Origin of the sequence: Caballeronia sp. PC1, from assembly GCF_021353155.1 — a bacterium.
GTDB classification, from domain to species: domain Bacteria; phylum Pseudomonadota; class Gammaproteobacteria; order Burkholderiales; family Burkholderiaceae; genus Caballeronia; species Caballeronia cordobensis.
Genome location: NZ_JAJUBH010000002.1, coordinates 350,529 through 369,458, shown reverse-complemented (window position 1 = coordinate 369,458; position 18,930 = coordinate 350,529). Strand labels below are relative to the sequence as shown.

Annotated in this window: 20 protein-coding genes; 9 read left to right on the top strand and 11 right to left on the bottom strand. The window is 63.4% G+C overall.

Features of this window, described 5'->3' with window-relative positions:
- Positions 1–23 precede the first annotated feature (23 nt).
- A complete protein-coding gene (locus LY284_RS17430; RefSeq protein ID WP_233387437.1) occupies positions 24–755 on the bottom strand; it encodes a fimbria/pilus periplasmic chaperone in 732 nt (243 codons plus the stop codon).
- 79 nt (positions 756–834) lie between these two features.
- Complete coding sequence (locus tag LY284_RS17425; protein ID WP_045453518.1) at positions 835–1,404, bottom strand: fimbrial protein; 570 nt, start codon at positions 1,402–1,404, stop codon at positions 835–837.
- A gap of 564 nt (positions 1,405–1,968) precedes the next feature.
- On the opposite strand from LY284_RS17425, the gene LY284_RS17420 reads away from it, so the two are divergent.
- A complete protein-coding gene (locus LY284_RS17420; protein WP_053569096.1) occupies positions 1,969–2,907 on the top strand; it encodes a DMT family transporter in 939 nt (312 codons plus the stop codon).
- A gap of 31 nt (positions 2,908–2,938) precedes the next feature.
- Here the strand turns inward: LY284_RS17420 and LY284_RS17415 are convergent, their stop codons facing one another.
- Positions 2,939–3,154 carry a hypothetical protein gene (locus LY284_RS17415; RefSeq protein WP_081478199.1) on the bottom strand — a complete coding sequence of 72 codons (216 nt, stop codon included), beginning with the start codon at positions 3,152–3,154 and terminating at the stop codon, positions 2,939–2,941.
- Positions 3,155–3,754: 600 nt separating this feature from the next.
- Here LY284_RS17415 and phaP point away from each other — a divergent pair.
- Positions 3,755–4,348 carry a TIGR01841 family phasin gene (gene phaP / locus LY284_RS17410; RefSeq protein ID WP_233387436.1) on the top strand — a complete coding sequence of 198 codons (594 nt, stop codon included), beginning with the start codon at positions 3,755–3,757 and terminating at the stop codon, positions 4,346–4,348.
- Positions 4,349–4,415: 67 nt separating this feature from the next.
- On the opposite strand, the gene LY284_RS17405 is transcribed toward phaP, so the two are convergent.
- Genes LY284_RS17405 through LY284_RS38660 form a run of 4 tightly spaced genes read right to left on the bottom strand, consistent with a single transcriptional unit; the run spans position 4,416 to position 6,875 of the window.
- Positions 4,416–4,790 (bottom strand): DOPA 4,5-dioxygenase family protein, encoded by a 375-nt coding sequence (locus tag LY284_RS17405; protein WP_233387435.1) that lies wholly within the window; start codon positions 4,788–4,790, stop codon positions 4,416–4,418.
- 53 nt (positions 4,791–4,843) lie between these two features.
- Positions 4,844–5,194 carry a hypothetical protein gene (locus LY284_RS17400; RefSeq protein ID WP_233387434.1) on the bottom strand — a complete coding sequence of 117 codons (351 nt, stop codon included), beginning with the start codon at positions 5,192–5,194 and terminating at the stop codon, positions 4,844–4,846.
- Positions 5,191–6,714 (bottom strand): FAD-binding oxidoreductase, encoded by a 1,524-nt coding sequence (locus LY284_RS17395; RefSeq protein WP_233388357.1) that lies wholly within the window; start codon positions 6,712–6,714, stop codon positions 5,191–5,193. The genes LY284_RS17400 and LY284_RS17395 overlap by 4 nt, the downstream gene beginning before the upstream one ends.
- Positions 6,715–6,746: 32 nt before the next feature.
- Complete coding sequence (locus LY284_RS38660) at positions 6,747–6,875, bottom strand: hypothetical protein (RefSeq protein WP_255724411.1); 129 nt, start codon at positions 6,873–6,875, stop codon at positions 6,747–6,749.
- Positions 6,876–7,031: 156 nt separating this feature from the next.
- On the opposite strand from LY284_RS38660, the gene LY284_RS17390 reads away from it, so the two are divergent.
- The 4 genes from LY284_RS17390 (at position 7,032) to LY284_RS17375 (ending at position 12,231) form a co-directional block, all read left to right on the top strand.
- Entirely contained in the window at positions 7,032–8,435 is a 1,404-nt protein-coding gene (locus tag LY284_RS17390; protein WP_233387433.1) for a PLP-dependent aminotransferase family protein, read from the top strand.
- 31 nt (positions 8,436–8,466) lie between these two features.
- A complete protein-coding gene (locus LY284_RS17385) occupies positions 8,467–10,788 on the top strand; it encodes an ATP-dependent DNA helicase (protein WP_233387432.1) in 2,322 nt (773 codons plus the stop codon).
- A 131-nt stretch (positions 10,789–10,919) separates the two neighbouring features.
- The gene (locus LY284_RS17380; protein WP_045453508.1) at positions 10,920–11,414 is read left to right on the top strand and encodes a hemerythrin domain-containing protein; all 495 of its coding nucleotides are present in this window, start codon (positions 10,920–10,922) and stop codon (positions 11,412–11,414) included.
- Between the two features lie 82 nt (positions 11,415–11,496).
- A complete protein-coding gene (locus LY284_RS17375) occupies positions 11,497–12,231 on the top strand; it encodes a 2OG-Fe(II) oxygenase (protein ID WP_233387431.1) in 735 nt (244 codons plus the stop codon).
- 7 nt (positions 12,232–12,238) lie between these two features.
- Here LY284_RS17375 and ribA read toward each other — a convergent pair whose 3' ends face one another.
- Both ribA and LY284_RS17365 read right to left on the bottom strand, forming a co-directional pair.
- On the bottom strand, positions 12,239–12,907 hold the full coding sequence (gene ribA, locus LY284_RS17370; protein ID WP_041731543.1) for a GTP cyclohydrolase II: 669 nt from the start codon (positions 12,905–12,907) through the stop codon (positions 12,239–12,241).
- 3 nt (positions 12,908–12,910) lie between these two features.
- Positions 12,911–13,279, bottom strand: a complete 369-nt coding sequence (locus tag LY284_RS17365; RefSeq protein ID WP_233387430.1) for a hypothetical protein — start codon at positions 13,277–13,279, stop codon at positions 12,911–12,913.
- Between LY284_RS17365 and ahpC the strand changes: the two genes are divergently transcribed.
- Both ahpC and ahpF read left to right on the top strand, forming a co-directional pair.
- Positions 13,269–13,832 carry an alkyl hydroperoxide reductase subunit C gene (gene ahpC, locus LY284_RS17360; protein ID WP_014250566.1) on the top strand — a complete coding sequence of 188 codons (564 nt, stop codon included), beginning with the start codon at positions 13,269–13,271 and terminating at the stop codon, positions 13,830–13,832. The genes LY284_RS17365 and ahpC overlap by 11 nt on opposite strands.
- A gap of 143 nt (positions 13,833–13,975) precedes the next feature.
- Positions 13,976–15,562 carry an alkyl hydroperoxide reductase subunit F gene (gene ahpF, locus LY284_RS17355; protein ID WP_014250565.1) on the top strand — a complete coding sequence of 529 codons (1,587 nt, stop codon included), beginning with the start codon at positions 13,976–13,978 and terminating at the stop codon, positions 15,560–15,562.
- 58 nt (positions 15,563–15,620) lie between these two features.
- On the opposite strand, the gene LY284_RS17350 is transcribed toward ahpF, so the two are convergent.
- Positions 15,621–16,853, bottom strand: a complete 1,233-nt coding sequence (locus LY284_RS17350; protein WP_233387429.1) for a sensor histidine kinase — start codon at positions 16,851–16,853, stop codon at positions 15,621–15,623.
- Between the two features lie 298 nt (positions 16,854–17,151).
- On the opposite strand from LY284_RS17350, the gene tam reads away from it, so the two are divergent.
- Complete coding sequence (gene tam / locus LY284_RS17345) at positions 17,152–17,919, top strand: trans-aconitate 2-methyltransferase (protein WP_233387428.1); 768 nt, start codon at positions 17,152–17,154, stop codon at positions 17,917–17,919.
- Between the two features lie 9 nt (positions 17,920–17,928).
- Here the strand turns inward: tam and LY284_RS17340 are convergent, their stop codons facing one another.
- Positions 17,929–18,864 carry a LysR family transcriptional regulator gene (locus tag LY284_RS17340; protein WP_233387427.1) on the bottom strand — a complete coding sequence of 312 codons (936 nt, stop codon included), beginning with the start codon at positions 18,862–18,864 and terminating at the stop codon, positions 17,929–17,931.
- Positions 18,865–18,930: the final 66 nt, after the last annotated feature.

Sequence of the window (18,930 nt, the reverse complement as noted above, 5' to 3'; positions counted from 1 at the left end):
TCGTGCGTCGCGCTTCGCGTTGCTCACTCGGTGGCATCAGCATCGCCTTCGATCGCGCCGCCGAAATCGCTGATCGCAATGTAGTGAACCTTGCCCGCATGCACGCCGCTCATCTTCGGGATAGCGATGATCTCTTTGCCATGCGGCGCGACCATGCCGCCGGTTTCGTTCTTGTAGCTTCGTCCGTTGACGGTAACCTGAATTTCGCTGAACGAAACGTAGTATGCAGTCGGATTCGATACGGCCAGCGCATTGCCGCCGCCCTGAGCCGCCGGCACGATCTTCCAGTCGAGCATGCGCGGCGCGTCTTCCGGCTTGCCCGGCAGCTTGGGCGGCCGCACGAACACCTTGATGCGCGTGCGATAAGCCAGTTGCAGCGTGTTCACATCAGGATTGGCTTCCGCCTTGGGCGGCACGTCGAGCACGTTGAGCCAGTAGATGGATTCGCGGTCTTGCGGCAACGCTTCGCCGCTGAACATCACACGCAGCGTTTGCGACTTGTTCGCGTCCATGCGGAAGATCGGCGGCGTGATGACGAAGGGCGTCTTGCTCTCGGCGGGCTTCGTGTCGGCGTTGCCGTCATCCATCCAGACCTGCACCAGCGATGGCGTGCGGCTGTCGTTATTCAGCTTGACCGTGACTTCGCGCTGATCCAGTGGATAGACAACGCGCGTTCCGCCGATCGTTACGCTTGCGTGAGCAGCGCCCCCGAACATTGCAATCATCAACCCAATTGCGGCTATCCATCGCTTCATCGTCTGCTCCCTGGCTTGTGCTCATGCTTACGGGCGTTGGCCAGCGCCAACGCCCGGCTTGCTGCGTACGCCCTGCTGCTTACTGATACTGCATCGTGTATTCGACCGACGTGTTGACGCTGCCCGCCGTTGCCTTGCCCGTCGCGTAGTACTGCGCGAAGTAGTTGAGCGTCGCCGCACCGCCCGAAATGGCCGCGCCGCTGGTGGCGACGTCGTTGTTCGTGTTGGTGAGGATGTTGATCGGCTGAAGGTTCGCATTGAGCAGGCGCACCTGAACGTTGTTCGCCGGCGAAGCCGATGCCAGATTCTTCAGATTGCCACTGCTCTGGTCAATGGTCGTACCGTTTTCGAAGCGTGCGACGGCTTTGGTCGCCGCGCCCGAGCAACCGCTCAGCGTCAGCTTGATGTCGCCGAGGTTCGAGATGCCCGCCGTCGCACCCGCCGCCGACAGCGCGCCTGCGGTCACGGTCGGAAGCGTCGCGGTGACGTTGGCGGGCGAGCCGCTCGCGACGCCATTGATCGAGCACGTCGTATCGGAAACCGCACCGTTGACCGTGATCGTGCCATCCGAGGCGTGAGCGTTCATGGAGGTGAGGGCGACGAGGCTCATCGAAACGATGCCGGCTGCGAACAAGATGCCTTTTTTCATGGGGTGTCCAGATAACTTGAATAAATGGTTAAAACTATTTATGGAGTCGTCGGCGCGCTTTCTTTTGCGCATCGTCTCCGCGGATGACGCGTGTACCGTGTCCAACTTTCTGGTTGATCCGGCGTTCTGCGTTGAGGGAATAGTAGAAAACCGAGACCAGGAAAGATCTAATCTTCGTCTTAGATTTTCAAGACAAGCATTAGGACTCAATCGGAGAATAGCCTCGAAGCCCCTATTGGCGGGCTTCCCGGCGTATGTTTCGAAAACTGCAATGCGCTATTCCAGCGCGCGAGGCTTATTGCACGCCGTTTCGACAGCGCGTCCATCGCAATCGAAAGGCACGTTCGTTCGAACTGGATAGTACATTTCTGACGGCGTGACTCTCGCACAACAATGTGGGAAGTTCTTGACTGTTGCCTTGCAAGCGGGCCGCTGCGCCGGGACAATGAAGCACGGCCCGATGGGCCGCTCATTCATGAAGAGCCGTTATCAGAAGCGTTGCCGCGATGCCATCCGGGCCGTTGGACGCGCTTCAACGTGCGGCGGCGAACCGACAGGAAATCGATGGCAAGCTTAGAGGGCAAAGCGCGATACCGCATTGATACCGATAACACCGGAGCCGGTATCGGCATCATGATCCTGACGACGGCGACCTTCGCGGCCAGCGATTCCACCGTCAAGGTGATCGGCGACGCGGTCCCTCTACTGGCGCTTCTCTGGGTGCGTTACCTGTTTCAGATGATCGTGCTGGGCGTCTGGCAAGCGCGACGCGGCGCATTCGGGCTCTTTCGCACCGGCAGCGTGAAGCTGCAGGTCGTGCGCGCGGTGCTGCTGCTCACCAATTCCGCCTGCACGTTCGCGGGCCTGCGCCATCTGCCGCTGCCGGTCACGACTTCGCTCGCGATGCTCGCGCCGCTCATTTCCACGCTGCTCGCCGCGCTCGTGCTGAAGGACGACGTGCCGCGCAGCAAATGGGCGATGGTCGTGCTCGGCTTCATCGGCATGCTGCTCGTCGTGCGGCCGGGCGGCAGCCAGTTCAGTTGGACCGTGGCTTATCCGATCGGATCGGCGCTCACCTTCGCGTGCTTCCAGGTCGTGTCGAGCCATCTGTCGCGCGTCGACGATGCGATCACGACCAACTTCCTCACCGCGCTCGTCGCGACGGTCGTGCTGTGCGTTCTCGTCTGGATGGATCAGGCGGAAATGCTGCCGGCGCTCGCGCAGGTGCGAGCGGGAAGCTGGCTGCTGGTCGTCTTCATGGCGACGATGGCGACGCTCGGCCAGGCGCTGATGCTCCAGGCGCTCAAGCGTGCGTCGCTGTCGATCCTCACGCCCTTCTCCTACGGTCAGCTCGCGTTCGCGGCGCTCTTCAGCTGGCTGCTGTTCGGCCAGGTGCCGGACACGTGGATGGCGATCGGCATGGGCGTGATCGCGGCGAGCGGCATCGGCACGGTGCTCTTGCACGGACGCAAGCCGTCGCCGGCCGTATCGACCGAAATCTGACGCTGAAGAAGGTTGGCGAGCGCGAGTGCGGTCAGTTCGCCGGATGCGCGCCCTGATCCTGGCCCGTGCAGAGCCAGTGCGGATCGATATCGAGCGCCTTCGCGATGCGGTTGAATGCGTAGAACGGCGGAACCGTAATGCCGCGCCGCCAGAATTGCACATCGTGCTCGCTCACTTCGAGCCAGCCGGCGGCTTTTGCGGAACTGACGTTGGCCTTCTGCAAGGCCCGGTCGAGTCGTGCGGCCATGGCGCGCCGCAAGGTGTTGTCTTCGTGGCTACGTTCCAGGTGGCCAAGTGTTTGGGTATGTCGCCCCATTTTCTTCAATTCTCTCGATTTATATTTTATGCCGTTCAGCGCCGGCTCATTCGCGCGAAAAGAATCGTACGCATTCCCGATGACGTGGCAGTGACAACCAAAACCCGGAAATGCTTGCCGATAATCTGCGAATTCTTCACGCGTATTGCAGTGCGAGATTGTTCCAACTGGCGCATGAATGCGTCAAGTGGGGAAACAACGCATTCGGTAACTTTGGGCTTAGGTGTTTACGAGGGGAATGCCGTTAAATCGCGCGTGGGCAGTGTTGGCGAACGCACGTTCGCCATCCGCGCAGACGGGAATTACTCTGAGTTATGGAACACTGCCCAGACTTTAAAATAGTCCTACTGTTTATGTGATGTCTGATCACTTTGTCTTATCCGCGAATATCTATATGCGCACACGGTGCGGTTCTTTTTGGAAAAAATGAACGTATGATTTAATGTCAAGCGGGGAAAACGTAATTGACACTTCACTCGCTTTCCTTAAAATAGGTGATTCGCTGCACTGCACAAATTCATCGCGTAATCAATGGGGAACATCCATATGGAATCGAGCATCAGCAGTCTTGCGCCGGAAAACGTCATTGCGTCACAAAAGGCGGGAGTCAATACGACTTTCGGCCTCGCCGCCCAAGCCGTCGAAGGTTTCGAAAAGCTGGTCGATCTGAACGTGCGTACGGTCAGGACGGTGCTCGACGAGCATCAGGCGCTCTTCGCCCGGTCGTTGTCGGTGCGCGATCCGCAGGAATTCTTCGCGCTTCAGAACCAGCATTTGCAGGACAGCGCCCAGCGCGTGCAGGCGTACTGGCTGAACGTCTACGAAATCGCCACGGGCGTGCGCGGCGGCTATCTGGAAGCGGCGCAGGATCAGATCGAAAAGTCGCAACGCAATGTGCAGGCGTTCGTCGAAAGCCTGGCGAGCAATGCGCCCGCCGGGAGCGAAGCGGTCGTTTCCGCGTGGAAATCCGCAATCGACGCCGCCACGGAATCAGCGAATTCGGCTTACGAAGCGGCTCGTAAAGCCGCGCGTCAGGTGGTCGAGGCCGCGCAAAACGATGCCACCGTCGCGAGCCAGTCGGCTGTGCGCGCCGTGACGCCGAAAACGGCCAGCGCGAAGAAGTAATTTCGCGGGACGTTTCAGGAAAAAGGCGGACGCGTTCCGCCTTTTTCTTTTTCGGTGTCAGGCAAAGTCAGCCGATCAGCCGATCAAGCACGAGCGCGTGCGAGCGGCCAATCCACACCGCCGAATCGCGATGATCGACGAGCGCATCGCCGGTATTCGGGTGCATGAAGACATCGAGCGCGCCGTGGTTCAGCGCGAGCCAGGAAAGCATGGACGCGAGCAGACTGTCGCCGAATCCCAGTTGAAACGACCACATCGGATGCGGTCCGACCGGACGTTCGTGAAAGCGGCCAAGGCGCAATGCACCGCTTTGCAGTTCGCTCGCAAAGCGCGCCTCGATGACCTGCCGCAACTGCCACGCGGCGTCGCGAGTCACGGCGTCGAAGTAAATATGCGCGTGCCAGTCGGCGATCGTACGGGTGCGGGTGTCCGTGGTGTCCATCGTTTCGTCCGTGCGCGGCAATATCGAGATACGTTTATTTTATCGGGCGCTTTCTAGCCGCGCTCGAACGTCCAGAGCAACGCGCCCTCCTTCCATTCACGATGATGCAACGCGCGCATGCCGATGCCCGCGCCGAGTTGCGCCAGCACGAACGCATCGGAAAAGCGCGTCAGGCCGCCGATCGCCGCTTCGTTCGACAGGCGCTCGAACCACAGCCAGCCTGCATCGCCTGAAAGCGAGACGACGCGCGCGCCGTGCTCGTTCATGCGCCGCACGAGCACACGGCTTTGCGGCAAGTCTTCGTCGATAACCCACGTTCGCGCCGAAGACGTCTCTACGGCCGCGACGCACGGAATCCACATCGAACCGGTTGCGAGCAGGAAGGCGCGTCGCGTGACGTTCATCGCGTGGTCCAGATGCCCTGCTTGCCCGGCGACAGAATGCCGTTCGGATCGAGCGCGGTCTTGATCGTATTCGATAAGCGCATCAACGCGTGGTCGTTGAAATCGTACTGCGCGGCGGCGAGATCCATATACGCCAGATGCGCGCGATATTGCCCGTAGCCCGCCGCGCCCGCGTCGCGAATCAGCGTTTCGATCAGCGCGCCGGCGTTGCGCGATTGCCGCGGATCGTCGCGGTCGAAAATCGCTGCGAAAATGTGATGCATCGCGCGTTCGCCCGCCGTGAAACCGCCGTAGTAATCGAAGCCGAACTGCGCGGCGCGCTCGCGCACCATGCGCGCCTGCTTCGCGGCATCGCGTCCGAGCGGCGGACAAATCGGCGAATAGTCGATATGCGCGCCCGAGCCGCCGCGCCAGTCGAGCAAGCGAAACGCTTCGAGCCCCGGAATGCCGACCTGCGCGCGATCGCCGCCGCCTTCCGGTTCGACGCCGCCATCGCGATACGGCATCTCGAAGAGCGTCGCGCCTGCTATCGGCGCAAACCGCGCGTGAACGATATCGCGCCGCGCCTTCACGAGCGAAGGCGGCCCATACAGGCAAAAACGCAGATTCCAGCGCCCGATGCCGATCTTGCGCGCCATTGCGTCGATGGCGTCGTCGGGCATCGCGCCGTCGCCGTCGTACCATTGCTTGCGGGTCGAGACGCCCGCCGCCCAGCGCACGGCGCTTTCGATCACCGCGTTGCTCTGAATCGTGCCGTCCATTTTGAGCGGACGCAGCGTATCGACGACGCGCTCCAGATCGTCCTCACGCGCGAACGCGTATCGGCAGATCATGTAGCCCTCCGGCGCGGGCATGAGCCAGATGCCGAGCTTCGTGACGATGCCGAAACTGGACTGCATGAATATGCCGTCATACGACGGCCCGAAGCCGCTCTTGAACACTTGCCAGGCGCGGCTCGCGGACATCGCGCCCATGCCGGTGCGCACCACGTCGCCGTTCGCGAGCACGACTTCCATGCCGCATTGATTCGCGGCGTGGTCGCCGTACGGCGTCGTGCCATAGCCGCGTTCGAGCGTGTTGCCGACGACACTGCCCCAGCCCGCCGCGGGCGGATCGAGCCAGAAGCGCCTTGGCGAGCCGAGCGCGCGATGCAGGTCGTAGTACGTCACGCCCGGTTCGACGAGCGCGTACCCCAACGTTTCATCGATCTCGATGATGTGATTCATCCGCCGCAAGTCGAGCACGACCGAGCCGCGCAGGCGCGGCGCAGCGCCGCCGTAAGCGAAGTTGCGTCCCGTCGATACGGTCCACAGCGGCACGCCATACCGATTCGCCACGTCGAGCGCCGCGCGCACGCCCTCGACATCGCGCGGCAGCACGACGGCGGACGGCGCATGCGCGAGCGCATCGCCGGGCGCGAACGGATCGAGATACGAAACGTCGTCGCTGGCTTGAACGGCATCGTCGCCGAGGGCCGCCGCGAAAGCCGCGAGCGCCGCGTGGAACCGCGCCGCCGTCATGCCCGGAGGCAGCGGCGCGGCATCGGACGGACTCAATATCCGCCGCTGCTGCCGCTGCTCGATGTCGTGCCGGACGAACTGGACGAACCGTCCGTCTGACATCCCGCGAGCAGACCGGCGAACAGCACCATCATGACCGTGGCGATTCTGGCGAGCTTCATGACACACCTCCAAAAGGAACGTAGGCATTCAACGCGGCGACCAAGCCGCTCGTTCATTAAACGCATGACGGCCAGCCGATATTCCTTCGCAAATCCGTGTGAGACAATTTCGCGCCCGCTCTTTCACGGTCTTTTCACGCACTTTTCAAGCATGCGATGAAGCGTTACCAAGCCCTTGCCGACACGATGGCCGCCGAGATTCGCGCGGGACAACTGCCCGTCGGCACGCGCCTGCCTTCCGTGCGGCATCTGACGACGCAATATGGCGTCGGCCAATCGACGGTCTTTCGCGCGTACTACCTGCTCGAAGAGTGGGGCTTGATCCGCGCGCGCGAGCGCTCCGGCTATTACGTCGCGCCGGGCGCCGCACTCGCGCCGAAAGTGCACGCGACGCTGACGGAGCCCGCGCCCATCGACGTGAGCAGCCTTGTGTTTTCCGTGCTCGATGCCGTGAAGCGTCCGGATGTCGTGCCGCTCGGCTCCGCGTTTCCATCGCCGAAACTGTTTCCGCTGGCGCGTCTCGCGAAGTCGCTCGCGCATGCGTCGCGCATGCTCGATCCGTGGAGCACCGTCGTGGACATGCCGCCGGGCAACGAGCCGTTGCGGCGGCAGATCGCGCTGCGGTACATCGGCATGGGCATCGCGCAGCCGGTGGAGGAACTCATCGTCACGAACGGCGCGATGGAAGCGCTCACGCTCTGCCTGATGGCCGTGACCAAGCCGGGCGATGTCGTCGCGATCGAATCGCCGTGCTTCTATGCCGCGTTGCAGGCGGTCGAGCATCTCGGCCTGCGCGCGGTCGAGATTCCCGTCGATCCGCGCGACGGTCTCGATCTCGAGGTGCTCGCCGAAGCGCTCCAGAAGCATCCCGTGCGCGCTTGCTGGTTCATGACCAACTTCCAGAATCCGACGGGCGTCACGCTCTCCGTCGAGAAAAAGCGCGCGCTCGTCGAACTGCTCGCGACGCACGGCGTGCCGCTCATCGAAGACGACGTCTACGGCGAGCTGCATTTCGCGCAGGATCGTCCGCCGCCCGCGAAAGCCTTCGACACGCAAGGTCTCGTGATGCATTGCGCCTCGCTGTCGAAGACGCTCGCGCCGGGATATCGGCTCGGCTGGGTCGCGGCGGGCCGTTTCGCCGACGCGATCCGCCGTCTCAAGCTGATGACGAGCATCTCGACCAGCATCCCGATTCAGGCGGGCATCGCCGATTATTTGCAGCACGGCGGTTTCGACAAACATTTGCGCAAGCTGCGCGGCGCGCTGCTCGTCCAGCGCAATGCGATGGAGCACGCTATCGCGCGCTGGCTGCCGCCGGACGTCGAATTTCAGCGGCCCGACGGCGGCTATTTCCTGTGGCTGCGGCTCGCCGAGCACGTCGATGCAATGCAGTTGCATCGGCGCGCGCTCGAAGACGGCATCAACGTCACGCCGGGGCCGATCTTTTCCGCGCGTCACGCGTATGGAAATTACGTGCGCATCAACTTCGGCCATCCGTGGTCGCCGCAGATCGAAAGCGCGATGAAAACGCTCGGGGAATTGCTGCGCGCGGCGTCGTGATAGCCGATTCCCGCATGCTAGACTGCTGTACATGCATACAGTATCCGCGCCCGCCTACACCGTCGCCGTGCGCGCGCTGTGCGAGTTCACGGCGAAACAGGGCGATCTGGATCTTCGCTTCACGCCGACGCCGAGCGCGCAGGAAGGCGTCGCGGGCCACGTGACCGTCACGGGCCGGCGCGCGGCGGGTTATCAGAAAGAGATTTCGCTTTCGGCGGAATACGGGCCGCTTCTCGTGCGCGGCCGCGCCGACGGCTACGATCCCGCGCTCAATCGCCTCGAAGAGATCAAGACGCATCGCGGCAGGCTCGATTCGATGCCGCTCAATCATCGGCATCTGCACTGGGCGCAGGCGCGCGTCTACGGGCATCTGATGTGCCTCAAGCTCGGGCTCGAAGCCATCGAGATCGCGCTCGTGTATTTCGATATCGTCGATCAGACCGAGAGCGTGCTCGTCGAAACGCAAAGCGCGAGCGCGCTCGCCGCGCATTTCGAGGCGCAATGCGAGCGCTTCATCGCGTGGGCGCGGCAGGAACTCGCTCACGGCGCGGCGCGCGATGCCGCGCTCACGGCGCTCTTGTTTCCGCACGCGGATTTCCGGCCGGGCCAGCGCGCGCTCGCCGAAGCGGTGTATCGCTCGGCGGTGTCCGCGCGCTGTCTCGCCGCGCAGGCGCCCACGGGCATCGGCAAAACGGTCGGCACGCTGTTCCCGCTGCTGAAGGCGTGGCCGGGCCAGCGGCTCGACAAGATCTTCTTTCTCACGGCAAAAAGCGCGGGACGCCAGCTTGCGCTCGATGCGCTGACAACGCTCGCGGCCACGCCCTTGCGCGTCGTCGAACTCGTCGCGCGCGACAAGGCCTGCGAGTATCCCGACCGCGCGTGTCACGGCGAATCGTGTCCGCTTGCGCGCGGCTTCTACGATCGCCTGGCCGGTGCGCGCGCCGCCGCGCTCGAATGCGCGCAGCTCGATCGCGCGGCAATCGCGGACGTGGCGCGCCGGCACGAGGTCTGTCCGTACTATCTGAGCCAGGAGCTGTCGCGCTGGGGCGACGTGATCGTCGGCGACTACAACTATTACTTCGATACGAGTGCGATGCTGTTCGCGCTCTCGGAGGCGAATCGTTGGCGCGTCGCGGTGCTCGTCGACGAAGCGCATAACCTCGTCGAACGCGCGCGCGGCATGTACTCCGCGACGCTCGATCAGGCCGCGTTCAAGGTCATGCGCCGGGCCGCGCCGCCGTTGCTGAAGAAGGCGTTCGGCCGCGTCGCGCGAAGCTGGAGCGAGACGGCGGCCGGGCAGCATGCGGCCAACATCGACTACGCCGCGCACACAGAGCCGCCCGCGCGCTTTCTGGCCGCGCTCGGCCAGGCGGTCTCGCTGATGACCGAAACGCTCGGCGAGCAGCCGGACGCCTTCACGCCCGACATCCTGCGCTTCTATTTCGATGCCGTGCACTTCACGCGCATCGCGGAGCGCTTCGGCACGCATTCGATCTTCGACATCTCGCTCTCGGGCGCGGCGTCGAATGCGAAGAAACACCATGCCGTACTGTGTCTGCGCAATGTGATTCCCGCGCCGCACCTCGCGCCGCGTTTCGCGCGCGCTCACAGCGTCGCGCTCTTTTCCGCGACGCTCACGCCCGCGCATTTCTACGCCGATACGCTGGGCTTGCCGGCCTCGAGCGTGCGCATCGACGTCGAATCGCCCTTTTGCGCCGATCAACTCGATGTGCGCGCGATCGCGGATCTGTCCACGCGCTACCGCGATCGCGAGCGTTCGGTCGATCGCATCGCAGATCTGATCGCCGCGCAATTCGTTCGCGCCGAAGGCAACTATCTGAGCTTTTTCAGCAGCTTCGAGTATCTCGCGCAGGTCGCGGCGGCGCTCGCGGCACGGCATCCGTCGATTCCGTGCTGGCAGCAATCGCGCGCGATGAGCGAGGCCGCGCAGCGCGAGTTTCTCGCGCGCTTCGTGCCCGACGGCCGCGGCGTCGGCTTCGCGGTGCTGGGCGGCGCGTTCGGCGAGGCGATCGACCTGCCCGGCACACGGCTCATCGGCGCGTTCGTGGCGACGCTCGGCCTGCCGCAGTTGAACCCCGTGAATCAGCAGATGAAGGCGTGCATGCACCAAGCCTTCGGCGAAGGTTACGCGTACACGTATCTTTTTCCCGGCTTGCAGAAAGTCGTGCAGGCCGCCGGGCGCGTAATCCGCGGGCCGCTCGATCGCGGCGTGCTCTATCTGATCGACGACCGCTTCGCGCGCGCCGAAGTGCGCCGCCTGCTGCCCGCCTGGTGGCAGGTGAAAGTGCTGCGCCAGCGCGACCTGAGCGGTTCGAGGGAATCGCCTATTTAGAGGCGCGGACGGCCGCCGTTAACTCGTCAATCGCGGGCATTCGTCTTGCTGCTCTCGGGCGCTTCAAGGACACGAAGAGGACACGAAGATGTTCCTCGCGGGCCCGTCAGCGCCCTTTCTGGAGAACCCACATGTCCACCGCTCATACCCCGCGACCCGTCGATGCGCTCGACATGCTCGAAGCCGATCATCGCGCGATCGAACAATTGTTCGACGCCTTCGAACGCGCCGACGCCGCCGACCACGAACGCCGGAACGCGCTCGTGCAGCGCGCGTGCGAGTTGCTGACGATCCACACGATCGTGGAGGAAGAACTGTTGTATCCGGCCGCGCAAACGGCGCTCGCCGCGCATGACCGCATCGACGTCGACGAGGCGTACGTCGAGCATTTTCTGGTGAAGACGCTGATCGACCGGTTCGCGACGCTGAAGGCCGGCGAAGACGGCTTCGATGCGACCTTCAAGGTGCTCAGGGAGAACACGGCGCATCATATCGAGGAAGAGGAAACGACGCTCTTTCCCGCGGTGCGCAAGACGCAGATCGATCTCGTCACGCTCAGCGCGAAGATGGCCGCGCGCAAAAAGGCGCTGCAGGAGCGCATCGCCGAAACCGCGGCGGCGCACTGAATTGCACCGCAAGACCCGGAGTGCGTGACGTGGGCGGGCAATGCACACTGCATGCAAACTCACGCCTATCCGGAGAGAGCCAATGAAGGTGCTCGAACGCCCGACGACCGAGGACATGGAAGCACGCATCGGCGCGCTCGACTGGGCCGCGCTCGAATCGCAACTGAACGACTACGGCTGTGCGGTCGCGCCCGCCCTGCTCTCGCGCGACGAATGCGAGGCGCTCGCCGCGCTTTACGATCGCGACGCCGTGTTTCGCAGTCGTGTGGTGATGGAGCGCCACGGTTTCGGGCGCGGCGAATACAAGTACTTCGCGTATCCGCTGCCCGACCTGCTCGACGAGGTGCGGCGCGCGGTGTATCCGCGTCTTGCGCCGCTTGCGAATCGCTGGAACGAGGTGATGCGCATCGAGACGCGCTATCCGCGCGAGCATGCGGCGTTCGTCGAGCGCTGTCATCGCGCGGGGCAGACGCGGCCGACGCCGCTATTGCTGCGTTACGTGCCCGGCGATTTCAACTGCCTGCATCAGGATCTGTACGGCGAGCACGTCTTCCCGATTCAGACGGCGATCCTGCTTTCCGAGCCCGGCCGCGATTTCACCGGCGGCGAGTTCGTGATGACCGAGCAGCGTCCGCGGATGCAGTCGCGCGCCGAAGTCGTGCCGCTTTCACAGGGCGACGCGGTGTTCTTCGCGGTGCATCGCCGGCCCGTGCAAGGCACGCGCGGGCCGTATCGCGTGAACATGAAGCATGGCGTGAGCCGCCTGCGCTCCGGGCGGCGGCACATGCTCGGCGTTATTTTTCACGACGCCAGGTAGGCCGCGCTTACTCGTTTTCGTCGAAGTAATGGCCGAAGCGCGCCTGCTTCGTCTTGATATAGCGCTCGTTTTCCTCGCGCATCGGGATGGCGAGCGCGACGCGTTCGCACACGGGAATATCGTGCTTGAGCAGCGTGTCGAACTTCGACGGATTGTTGCTCATCAACCGCACCGATTTCACGTTCATCGCGCGCAGGATCGCGGCGGCCGAATCGTATTCGCGCGCGTCGTCGGGCAGGCCGAGATGCAGGTTCGCATCGACGGTGTCGAGCCCCTGCTCTTGCAGCGCATACGCGCGGATCTTGTTCGCGAGACCGATCCCGCGCCCTTCGTGCCCGCGCAGATACAGCAGAATGCCGCGGCTCTCGGCGGCGATATAGCGCAGCGCGAGATCGAGCTGCTCGCCGCAGTCGCAGCGGTAGGAGCCGAATACATCGCCCGTCACGCATTCGGAATGCAGGCGCGTGAGCACCGGCTCGCCGCCGCTCACGTCGCCCATCACGAAGGCGATATGCTCGACGTCCGTATGCTTCACGCGATACACATAGGAACCGAAGGTGCCGTAGCGGGTCGGAATGGTGGCGGTAGCGACGAGTTCGACATCCGCGCACTCGTCACACTCGCCGAAGCGATGTTGCGGGGCCTGCACGTCCTGCGGGGGAGAAGCGGTTTTCATAAGTCAATCTGCGAGTCCACGGCGCCGGACCTTGGCTGATGAATTGCGCCAGCCCGGTTCGTCATGGTAAAGCCCATCGGGAAAGTTTGCAGATTGTCGCACGGCGCGCGCCGCTTCCCGCGCTTTCCCGTACGAGCGTTCCGCGTAATCGAATTTTCCGAATTCGATGCTGCTGCCGTTGAAACCGCGTCGCACGCCGCCATGTCTTCCAGATGTGCGCGGCAAGCGCGGCGTGGGCGACATATCGTCGCGATAGGAAAACCCTATCCCGACAATAAAATCAATCCACTTCGCAGCTACGATAGCTTTCCTGTATAGTTCACTTACTTCTTCAACACCACTCCAAAAAGGAAACCGGTAAATGCCCATCATCAACAGCCAAGTCAAGCCGTTCAAAGCAACCGCCTACCACAATGGCGATTTCGTGACCGTCACCGATGAAAGCCTGAAGGGCAAGTGGTCGGTGTTCGTGTTCTACCCGGCCGACTTCACGTTCGTGTGCCCGACGGAACTGGGCGACCTGGCTGACCGCTACGAAGAGTTCAAGAAGCTCGGCGTGGAAATCTACTCGGTCTCGACCGACACGCACTTCACGCACAAGGCCTGGCACGACACGTCGGACACGATCCAGAAGATCCAGTACCCGATGGTCGCCGACCCGACGCTCGCGATCTCGCGCGCTTTCGACGTGCTGATCGAGGAAGAAGGCCTGGCGCTGCGCGGCACGTTCGTGATCAACCCGGAAGGCGAGATCAAGCTGTGCGAAATCCACGACAACGGCATCGGCCGCGACGCAGGCGAACTGCTCCGCAAGGTTCAGGCTGCGCAATACATCGCCAAGAACCCGGGTCAAGTGTGCCCCGCCAAGTGGACGCCGGGCGCTGAAACGCTGACCCCGTCGCTCGACCTGATCGGCAAGATCTAAGCTCGTACCCTCTACGAGCCGTATCGAATCTGCCGCGCGTCAGCGGCGGATTCACCCCAAAAACGCGTTCGTCCGGCGCTGCGATCTTCGCAGCGCCGCGGCGCGACGCGTCTGCACCACCCAGTCAAGGAACGGACATCGCCATGCTCGACGCCAATCTCAAGAATCAGTTAAAAGCGTATTTGGAAAAAGTCACCCGGCCGATCGAACTCGTCGCCTTCCTCGACGGCGGCGACAAGTCGCGCGAGCTGAAAAGCCTGCTCGATGAAATCGCCTCGCTGTCCACGCGGATCAGCGTCGTCGAGAAAGAGGACGCCAGCGTGCGTCGTCCGTCCTTCACCATCGGCGAGCCGGGCAAGCCCGCGGGCATTCATTTCGCCGGCATCCCGATGGGTCATGAATTCACATCGCTCGTGCTCGCCTTGCTGCAGACGGGCGGCCATCCGGTCAAGCTCGACGACGCCACCATCGAGCAGATCAAGAATCTCGACGGCGACTTCGCGTTCGAGACGTATTTCTCGCTGTCGTGCCAGAACTGCCCGGAAGTCGTGCAGGCGCTGAATGTGATGTCGATCATCAATCCGCGCATCAAGCACGTTGCGATCGACGGCGCGCTCTTCCAGCAGGAAGTCGAAGCGCGTGAGGTCATGTCCGTGCCGATGATGTTCGTCAACGGCGAGAGCTTCGGCTCGGGTCGCATGGGCGTGAAGGAAATTCTCGCGAAGCTGGACACGGGCGCTTCGGCGCGCGCCGCGAAGGAACTGGAAAACAAGCCGGTGTTCGACGTGCTGATCGTCGGCGGCGGTCCGGCGGGCGCGGCGGCGGCGATCTACGCGGCGCGCAAGGGCATCGCCACGGGCGTCGTCGCGGAGCGCTTCGGCGGCCAGGTGCTCGACACGATGGCCATCGAGAACTTCATCTCCGTGCAGGAAACCGAAGGGCCGAAGTTCGCGACCGCGCTGGAGCAGCACGTCAAGAGCTATGAAGTCGACGTGATGGACGTGCAGCGCGCCGACAAGCTCGTGCCGGGCCGCGTGAACGAGATTCATCTCGCGAGCGGCGCGGTGCTGAAGGCGAAGACCGTGATTCTCTCGACCGGCGCGCGCTGGCGCGAAATCAACGTGCCGGGCGAGCGCGAGTATCGCGGCCGCGGCGTGGCGTACTGCCCGCATTGCGACGGCCCGCTCTTCAAGGGCAAGCGCGTCGCGGTGGTCGGCGGCGGCAACTCGGGCGTGGAAGCGGCGATCGACCTCGCGGGCCTCGTGTCGGCGGTCACGCTGATCGAGTTCGGCACGGAGCTGCGCGCCGACGCGGTGCTGCAAAAGAAGCTGCGCAGCCTGAAGAACGTGACCATCGTCACGAACGCGCAGACCACGGAAATTTCCGGCGACGGCAAGAAGGTCAGCGGCATCGCCTACACGGACCGCGCGACGGGCGCGTCACATCACGTCGAACTGGAAGGCGTGTTCGTGCAGATCGGTCTCGTGCCGAACACCGAATGGCTCAAAGGCACGGTGGAACTGTCGAAGCACGGCGAGATCGTCGTCGATGCGAAGGGCGCGACCTCGCTGCCGGGCGTGTTCGCCGCGGGCGACGTGACCACGGTGCCGTTCAAGCAGATCGTGATCGCGGTCGGCGAAGGCGCGAAGGCATCGCTGTCGGCGTTCGATCATCTGATCCGCGCGTCGGTGGAAGACGAAGCAGTGGTCGAAGAAGAAGCGGCGGCCTGAGCGTTCAGTCAGGCGTCGAGTTGACCGGAGGCGGACGGGGCGACCCGTTCGCCTTTTTTTATTTCGTATCCGCGCCCGCTTTCGGCTCCAGCACGAGCGGGAACGTGACTTCGAATACGCTGCCGTGCCCTTTCGTCGACTGGAAGCGCAACTCGCCGTCGAGCGTGCGCGACAATTCCTTGACGATGGCAAGCCCGAGCCCCGCGCCGGGAATGTCGTCATCGGCGGCGCGCTCGAATTCCTCGAACACGCGCTCCTGATCCGCCGCGCCGATGCCCACGCCCGTATCGGCGACGAGCAGCTTCCAGCGCGCGTCGGCCACGCCGGTGATCGACAGCACGATCTCCCCCGACGACGTGTACTTGATCGCGTTCGACAGCAGATTCAGCGCGACCTGCTTGACCTTCAGCCGGTTCGACGTCACCACGCCGAGCGCCGGGTCCAGATGGCCGACGAGCTTCAGCCCCTTCGCCTCGGTCGAGACGCGGCAGGCCTGCATCAGTTCGTCGAAGAGTCCGACCAGATCGAAGGCTTCGACGGTCAGCGCCGAATCGTCGCCGAGCACTTTCGAGTATTCGACCATTTCATCGACGAGCGTCGCCATGTCCGCGACCTGCCGGTTGGCGAGGCCCAGCGCCGTTTCGCGCTTCGCGGGCGAGCGCGAAGCGAGTTGCAGCGCCGTCGAGAAAACGTTCAGGAAATTGCGCAGATCGTGTGCGACGCGGCGCGTTATCTGCATGCGCGTTTCGTAGAGATCGCTGATCAGCTTTTGCCGCAGCGTCAGTTCGAAGTTCGCGCGCTCCAGCATGCCGGTGTATTCGTCGATCTTGCGGTCGCGTTCGCCGATCGCCTCGCGAATCGACGCGAGCGTCACGAAGCTCAAGACTTCGTCGGTCATGAGGCGGGCGTGCTCTTCGTCGGCGCGGGCAAAATCGTCGTGCGTGGCGGCGTAATCGCCGATGGCGAGCAGCAGCACCTGACGGAACAGATCGAGCTCGCGCACCAGTTCGTCGACGCGATAGCCCTGCTGCCAGCGCCATTGGCCGTGCTGGCGCGCATCGTGTTCGATCGCGCCCTCCTGGTCTCGCAAATTGCGCGATTCCAGCACGATGCAGATTTCGTCGAAGATGCTCGGCAGATGATCCGCGAGCTGCCGATAGGTGAGTTGGTCGGAATGTTCGACTTCCTCATCGCCGAACACGAGTTTCATCCATCGTTCGGTGAGCGCGTGTTGCTGCTCGCGCAACGCGGCCACGAGACCGCTCAATCCGCCGACTGACGTATCGCTCATCTGCGAGTTCCCGATTGCTTGAGGCGCCGGTCGCGGCGCGTGTGGTGATCGTGATATGCAGTCGAAAGCCATGCCCCGATGCCGCCTGGAGCCGCCCGTAGACGCTTCGCCAGTATAGGCCCGATGCCTGCGCGGAAAGCGCATATCCGAGTGTTCTTCTTGATTTTGCGACGCGCGCCGGATTCAGCGTTCCTTTCATAGTTCATCGCTACTCGCAGCGCGAATTCATTTTACGCTGCGCGCGCACGCGTTCAGAATCGCGGCTGTCTTCACAAAAAAACCGACTGCGGAGTTCTCCATGTCAGACTGGCAAGCCCGGCAATACACGCTTTTCGAAGCGCAGCGCACGCGCCCCGTGCGCGATCTCCTGAGCGCGGCTCAGCCGGACACCGCACGCACGGCGGTGGATCTCGGCTGCGGCCCCGGCAATTCGACCGAAACGCTGCTGGACTTCGCGCCACACGCGCAGGTGATCGGCGTCGACAATTCCGCCGACATGATCGATGCAGCGAAAAAGCGTCTGCCGGCCGTGCGTTTCGAACTCGCCGATATCGCCGCGTGGCAGGCCGAAAGCGCCGTCGATCTGATTCTCGCGAATGCGTCGCTGCAGTGGGTGCCGGACCACGATGCACTATTGCCGAAGCTCGTCGGCATGCTGTCGGAAGGCGGACGGCTCGCCGTGCAAATGCCCGACAATCTCGACGAGCCCGCGCACCGGCTGATGCGCGAAGTCGCCGCCGACGGCCCCTGGCGCGACAAGCTGAAGGGCGTGGAGCGCACCGCGCGCTATCGCGCCGAATGGTATTACGCGCTGCTGAAGCCGCTGTGCGCGCACGTCGATGTGTGGCGCACGACGTATCATCATCCGCTGCAAGGCGGCGTCGATGCGATCATCGAATGGTTCAAGGGCAGCGGACTGCGTCCGTTTCTCGCGAAACTCGACGAAGAGGAAACCGCCGCGTATCTCGCGCGCTATCGCGCCGGCCTCGAAGCGGCGTACACGGTCTTCGACGACGACACCGCGCTCTTGCCCTTCCCGCGCATTTTCATCGTCGCGACACGCTGAACCTGTAATTCAGTGCGGCCGGCTCTGTTCGCGCAGCATCTGCACGAACTGCCGCGCCGCCGGCGACAGCGCGCCGCCCTTGCGCGTGACGATGCCGTAAGTCTGCGATTTCGATTTCATGCGCACGGGCAGGATGCGCAGCAAGCCGTGACGCTCGAAGACCTTCGCGACGCTCGCGGGCAGGATCGACACGAGATCGGGACTCTCCCGCAACAGCGTCACGGTCATGAGCGGCGAGGCGGTGGAAATGGGATTGGCGGGCATCGGCAGGCCGGCGAGATCGAGTTCGCGTTCGAGCAGCGCGCTCATCGGCATATAGCTCGGATACGTCACCCAGCGGTAATGCGCGAGATCGTCGAAACCGACTTCGCGCGCGCCCGTGCGCTCGTGGCCATGCCCGACGACGATGCAAAGCGGCTCGTCCGCCAGCGGCTGATAGTGATATTTCGACGGCTGATCCGACACGCTCGATCGGCCGATCACGAGATCGACGCGGCCGTCGTCGAGCATCGGCAGCATGCGCGCGCTCGTATCCTCGACCACCTCGATGGCGAGATCGGGATGCTTCGCGTGCATTTCATTGACGATGGGCGCGACCACGTCCGGCACCGCGCCCATGATCGTGCCGACCGTCAGACGCCCGCCCGTGCCCGCGCGAATCTGCGCGACTTCCTGACACAGCGCGTTCAGATCGGCGGCGAGCACGCGCGCATAGCGCACGACGCAGCGGCCGAACGGATTCGGAATCAGTCCGGTTTTCGCGCGTTCGAAAAGCGGCGCTTCCAGCATGGATTCGAGCTCCGCGAGCGCCTTGCTCGCGGCGGATTGCGTGATCGACATCGCGCTCGACGCCTTGTGCAGCGATTTGTGATCGTCGAGCGCGATCAGCAATTGCAACTGCTTCATGCGCAGCCGCGACATGAGCACGTCCAGCGTGTTCTTCATAAAGCGGGTGATTCCCAAAAGCGATCATGCGATGGAAAGGTTTCACTATACAGGCGCGCCAGCCAG

Bases quoted from the DNA above. Each gene is read 5' to 3' on its own strand.
- LY284_RS17430 (WP_233387437.1), bottom strand. From the start codon at position 755: ATGAAGCGATGGATAGCCGCAATTGGGTTGATGATTGCAATGTTCGGG.
- LY284_RS17425 (WP_045453518.1), bottom strand. From the start codon at position 1,404: ATGAAAAAAGGCATCTTGTTCGCAGCCGGCATCGTTTCGATGAGCCTC.
- LY284_RS17420 (WP_053569096.1), top strand. From the start codon at position 1,969: ATGGCAAGCTTAGAGGGCAAAGCGCGATACCGCATTGATACCGATAAC.
- LY284_RS17415 (WP_081478199.1), bottom strand. From the start codon at position 3,154: ATGGCCGCACGACTCGACCGGGCCTTGCAGAAGGCCAACGTCAGTTCC.
- phaP (WP_233387436.1), top strand. From the start codon at position 3,755: ATGGGGAACATCCATATGGAATCGAGCATCAGCAGTCTTGCGCCGGAA.
- LY284_RS17405 (WP_233387435.1), bottom strand. From the start codon at position 4,790: ATGGACACCACGGACACCCGCACCCGTACGATCGCCGACTGGCACGCG.
- LY284_RS17400 (WP_233387434.1), bottom strand. From the start codon at position 5,194: ATGAACGTCACGCGACGCGCCTTCCTGCTCGCAACCGGTTCGATGTGG.
- LY284_RS17395 (WP_233388357.1), bottom strand. From the start codon at position 6,714: ATGACGGCGGCGCGGTTCCACGCGGCGCTCGCGGCTTTCGCGGCGGCC.
- LY284_RS38660 (WP_255724411.1), bottom strand. From the start codon at position 6,875: ATGAAGCTCGCCAGAATCGCCACGGTCATGATGGTGCTGTTCGCCGGT.
- LY284_RS17390 (WP_233387433.1), top strand. From the start codon at position 7,032: ATGAAGCGTTACCAAGCCCTTGCCGACACGATGGCCGCCGAGATTCGC.
- LY284_RS17385 (WP_233387432.1), top strand. From the start codon at position 8,467: ATGCATACAGTATCCGCGCCCGCCTACACCGTCGCCGTGCGCGCGCTG.
- LY284_RS17380 (WP_045453508.1), top strand. From the start codon at position 10,920: ATGTCCACCGCTCATACCCCGCGACCCGTCGATGCGCTCGACATGCTC.
- LY284_RS17375 (WP_233387431.1), top strand. From the start codon at position 11,497: ATGAAGGTGCTCGAACGCCCGACGACCGAGGACATGGAAGCACGCATC.
- ribA (WP_041731543.1), bottom strand. From the start codon at position 12,907: ATGAAAACCGCTTCTCCCCCGCAGGACGTGCAGGCCCCGCAACATCGC.
- ahpC (WP_014250566.1), top strand. From the start codon at position 13,269: ATGCCCATCATCAACAGCCAAGTCAAGCCGTTCAAAGCAACCGCCTAC.
- LY284_RS17365 (WP_233387430.1), bottom strand. From the start codon at position 13,279: ATGATGGGCATTTACCGGTTTCCTTTTTGGAGTGGTGTTGAAGAAGTA.
- ahpF (WP_014250565.1), top strand. From the start codon at position 13,976: ATGCTCGACGCCAATCTCAAGAATCAGTTAAAAGCGTATTTGGAAAAA.
- LY284_RS17350 (WP_233387429.1), bottom strand. From the start codon at position 16,853: ATGAGCGATACGTCAGTCGGCGGATTGAGCGGTCTCGTGGCCGCGTTG.
- tam (WP_233387428.1), top strand. From the start codon at position 17,152: ATGTCAGACTGGCAAGCCCGGCAATACACGCTTTTCGAAGCGCAGCGC.
- LY284_RS17340 (WP_233387427.1), bottom strand. From the start codon at position 18,864: ATGAAGAACACGCTGGACGTGCTCATGTCGCGGCTGCGCATGAAGCAG.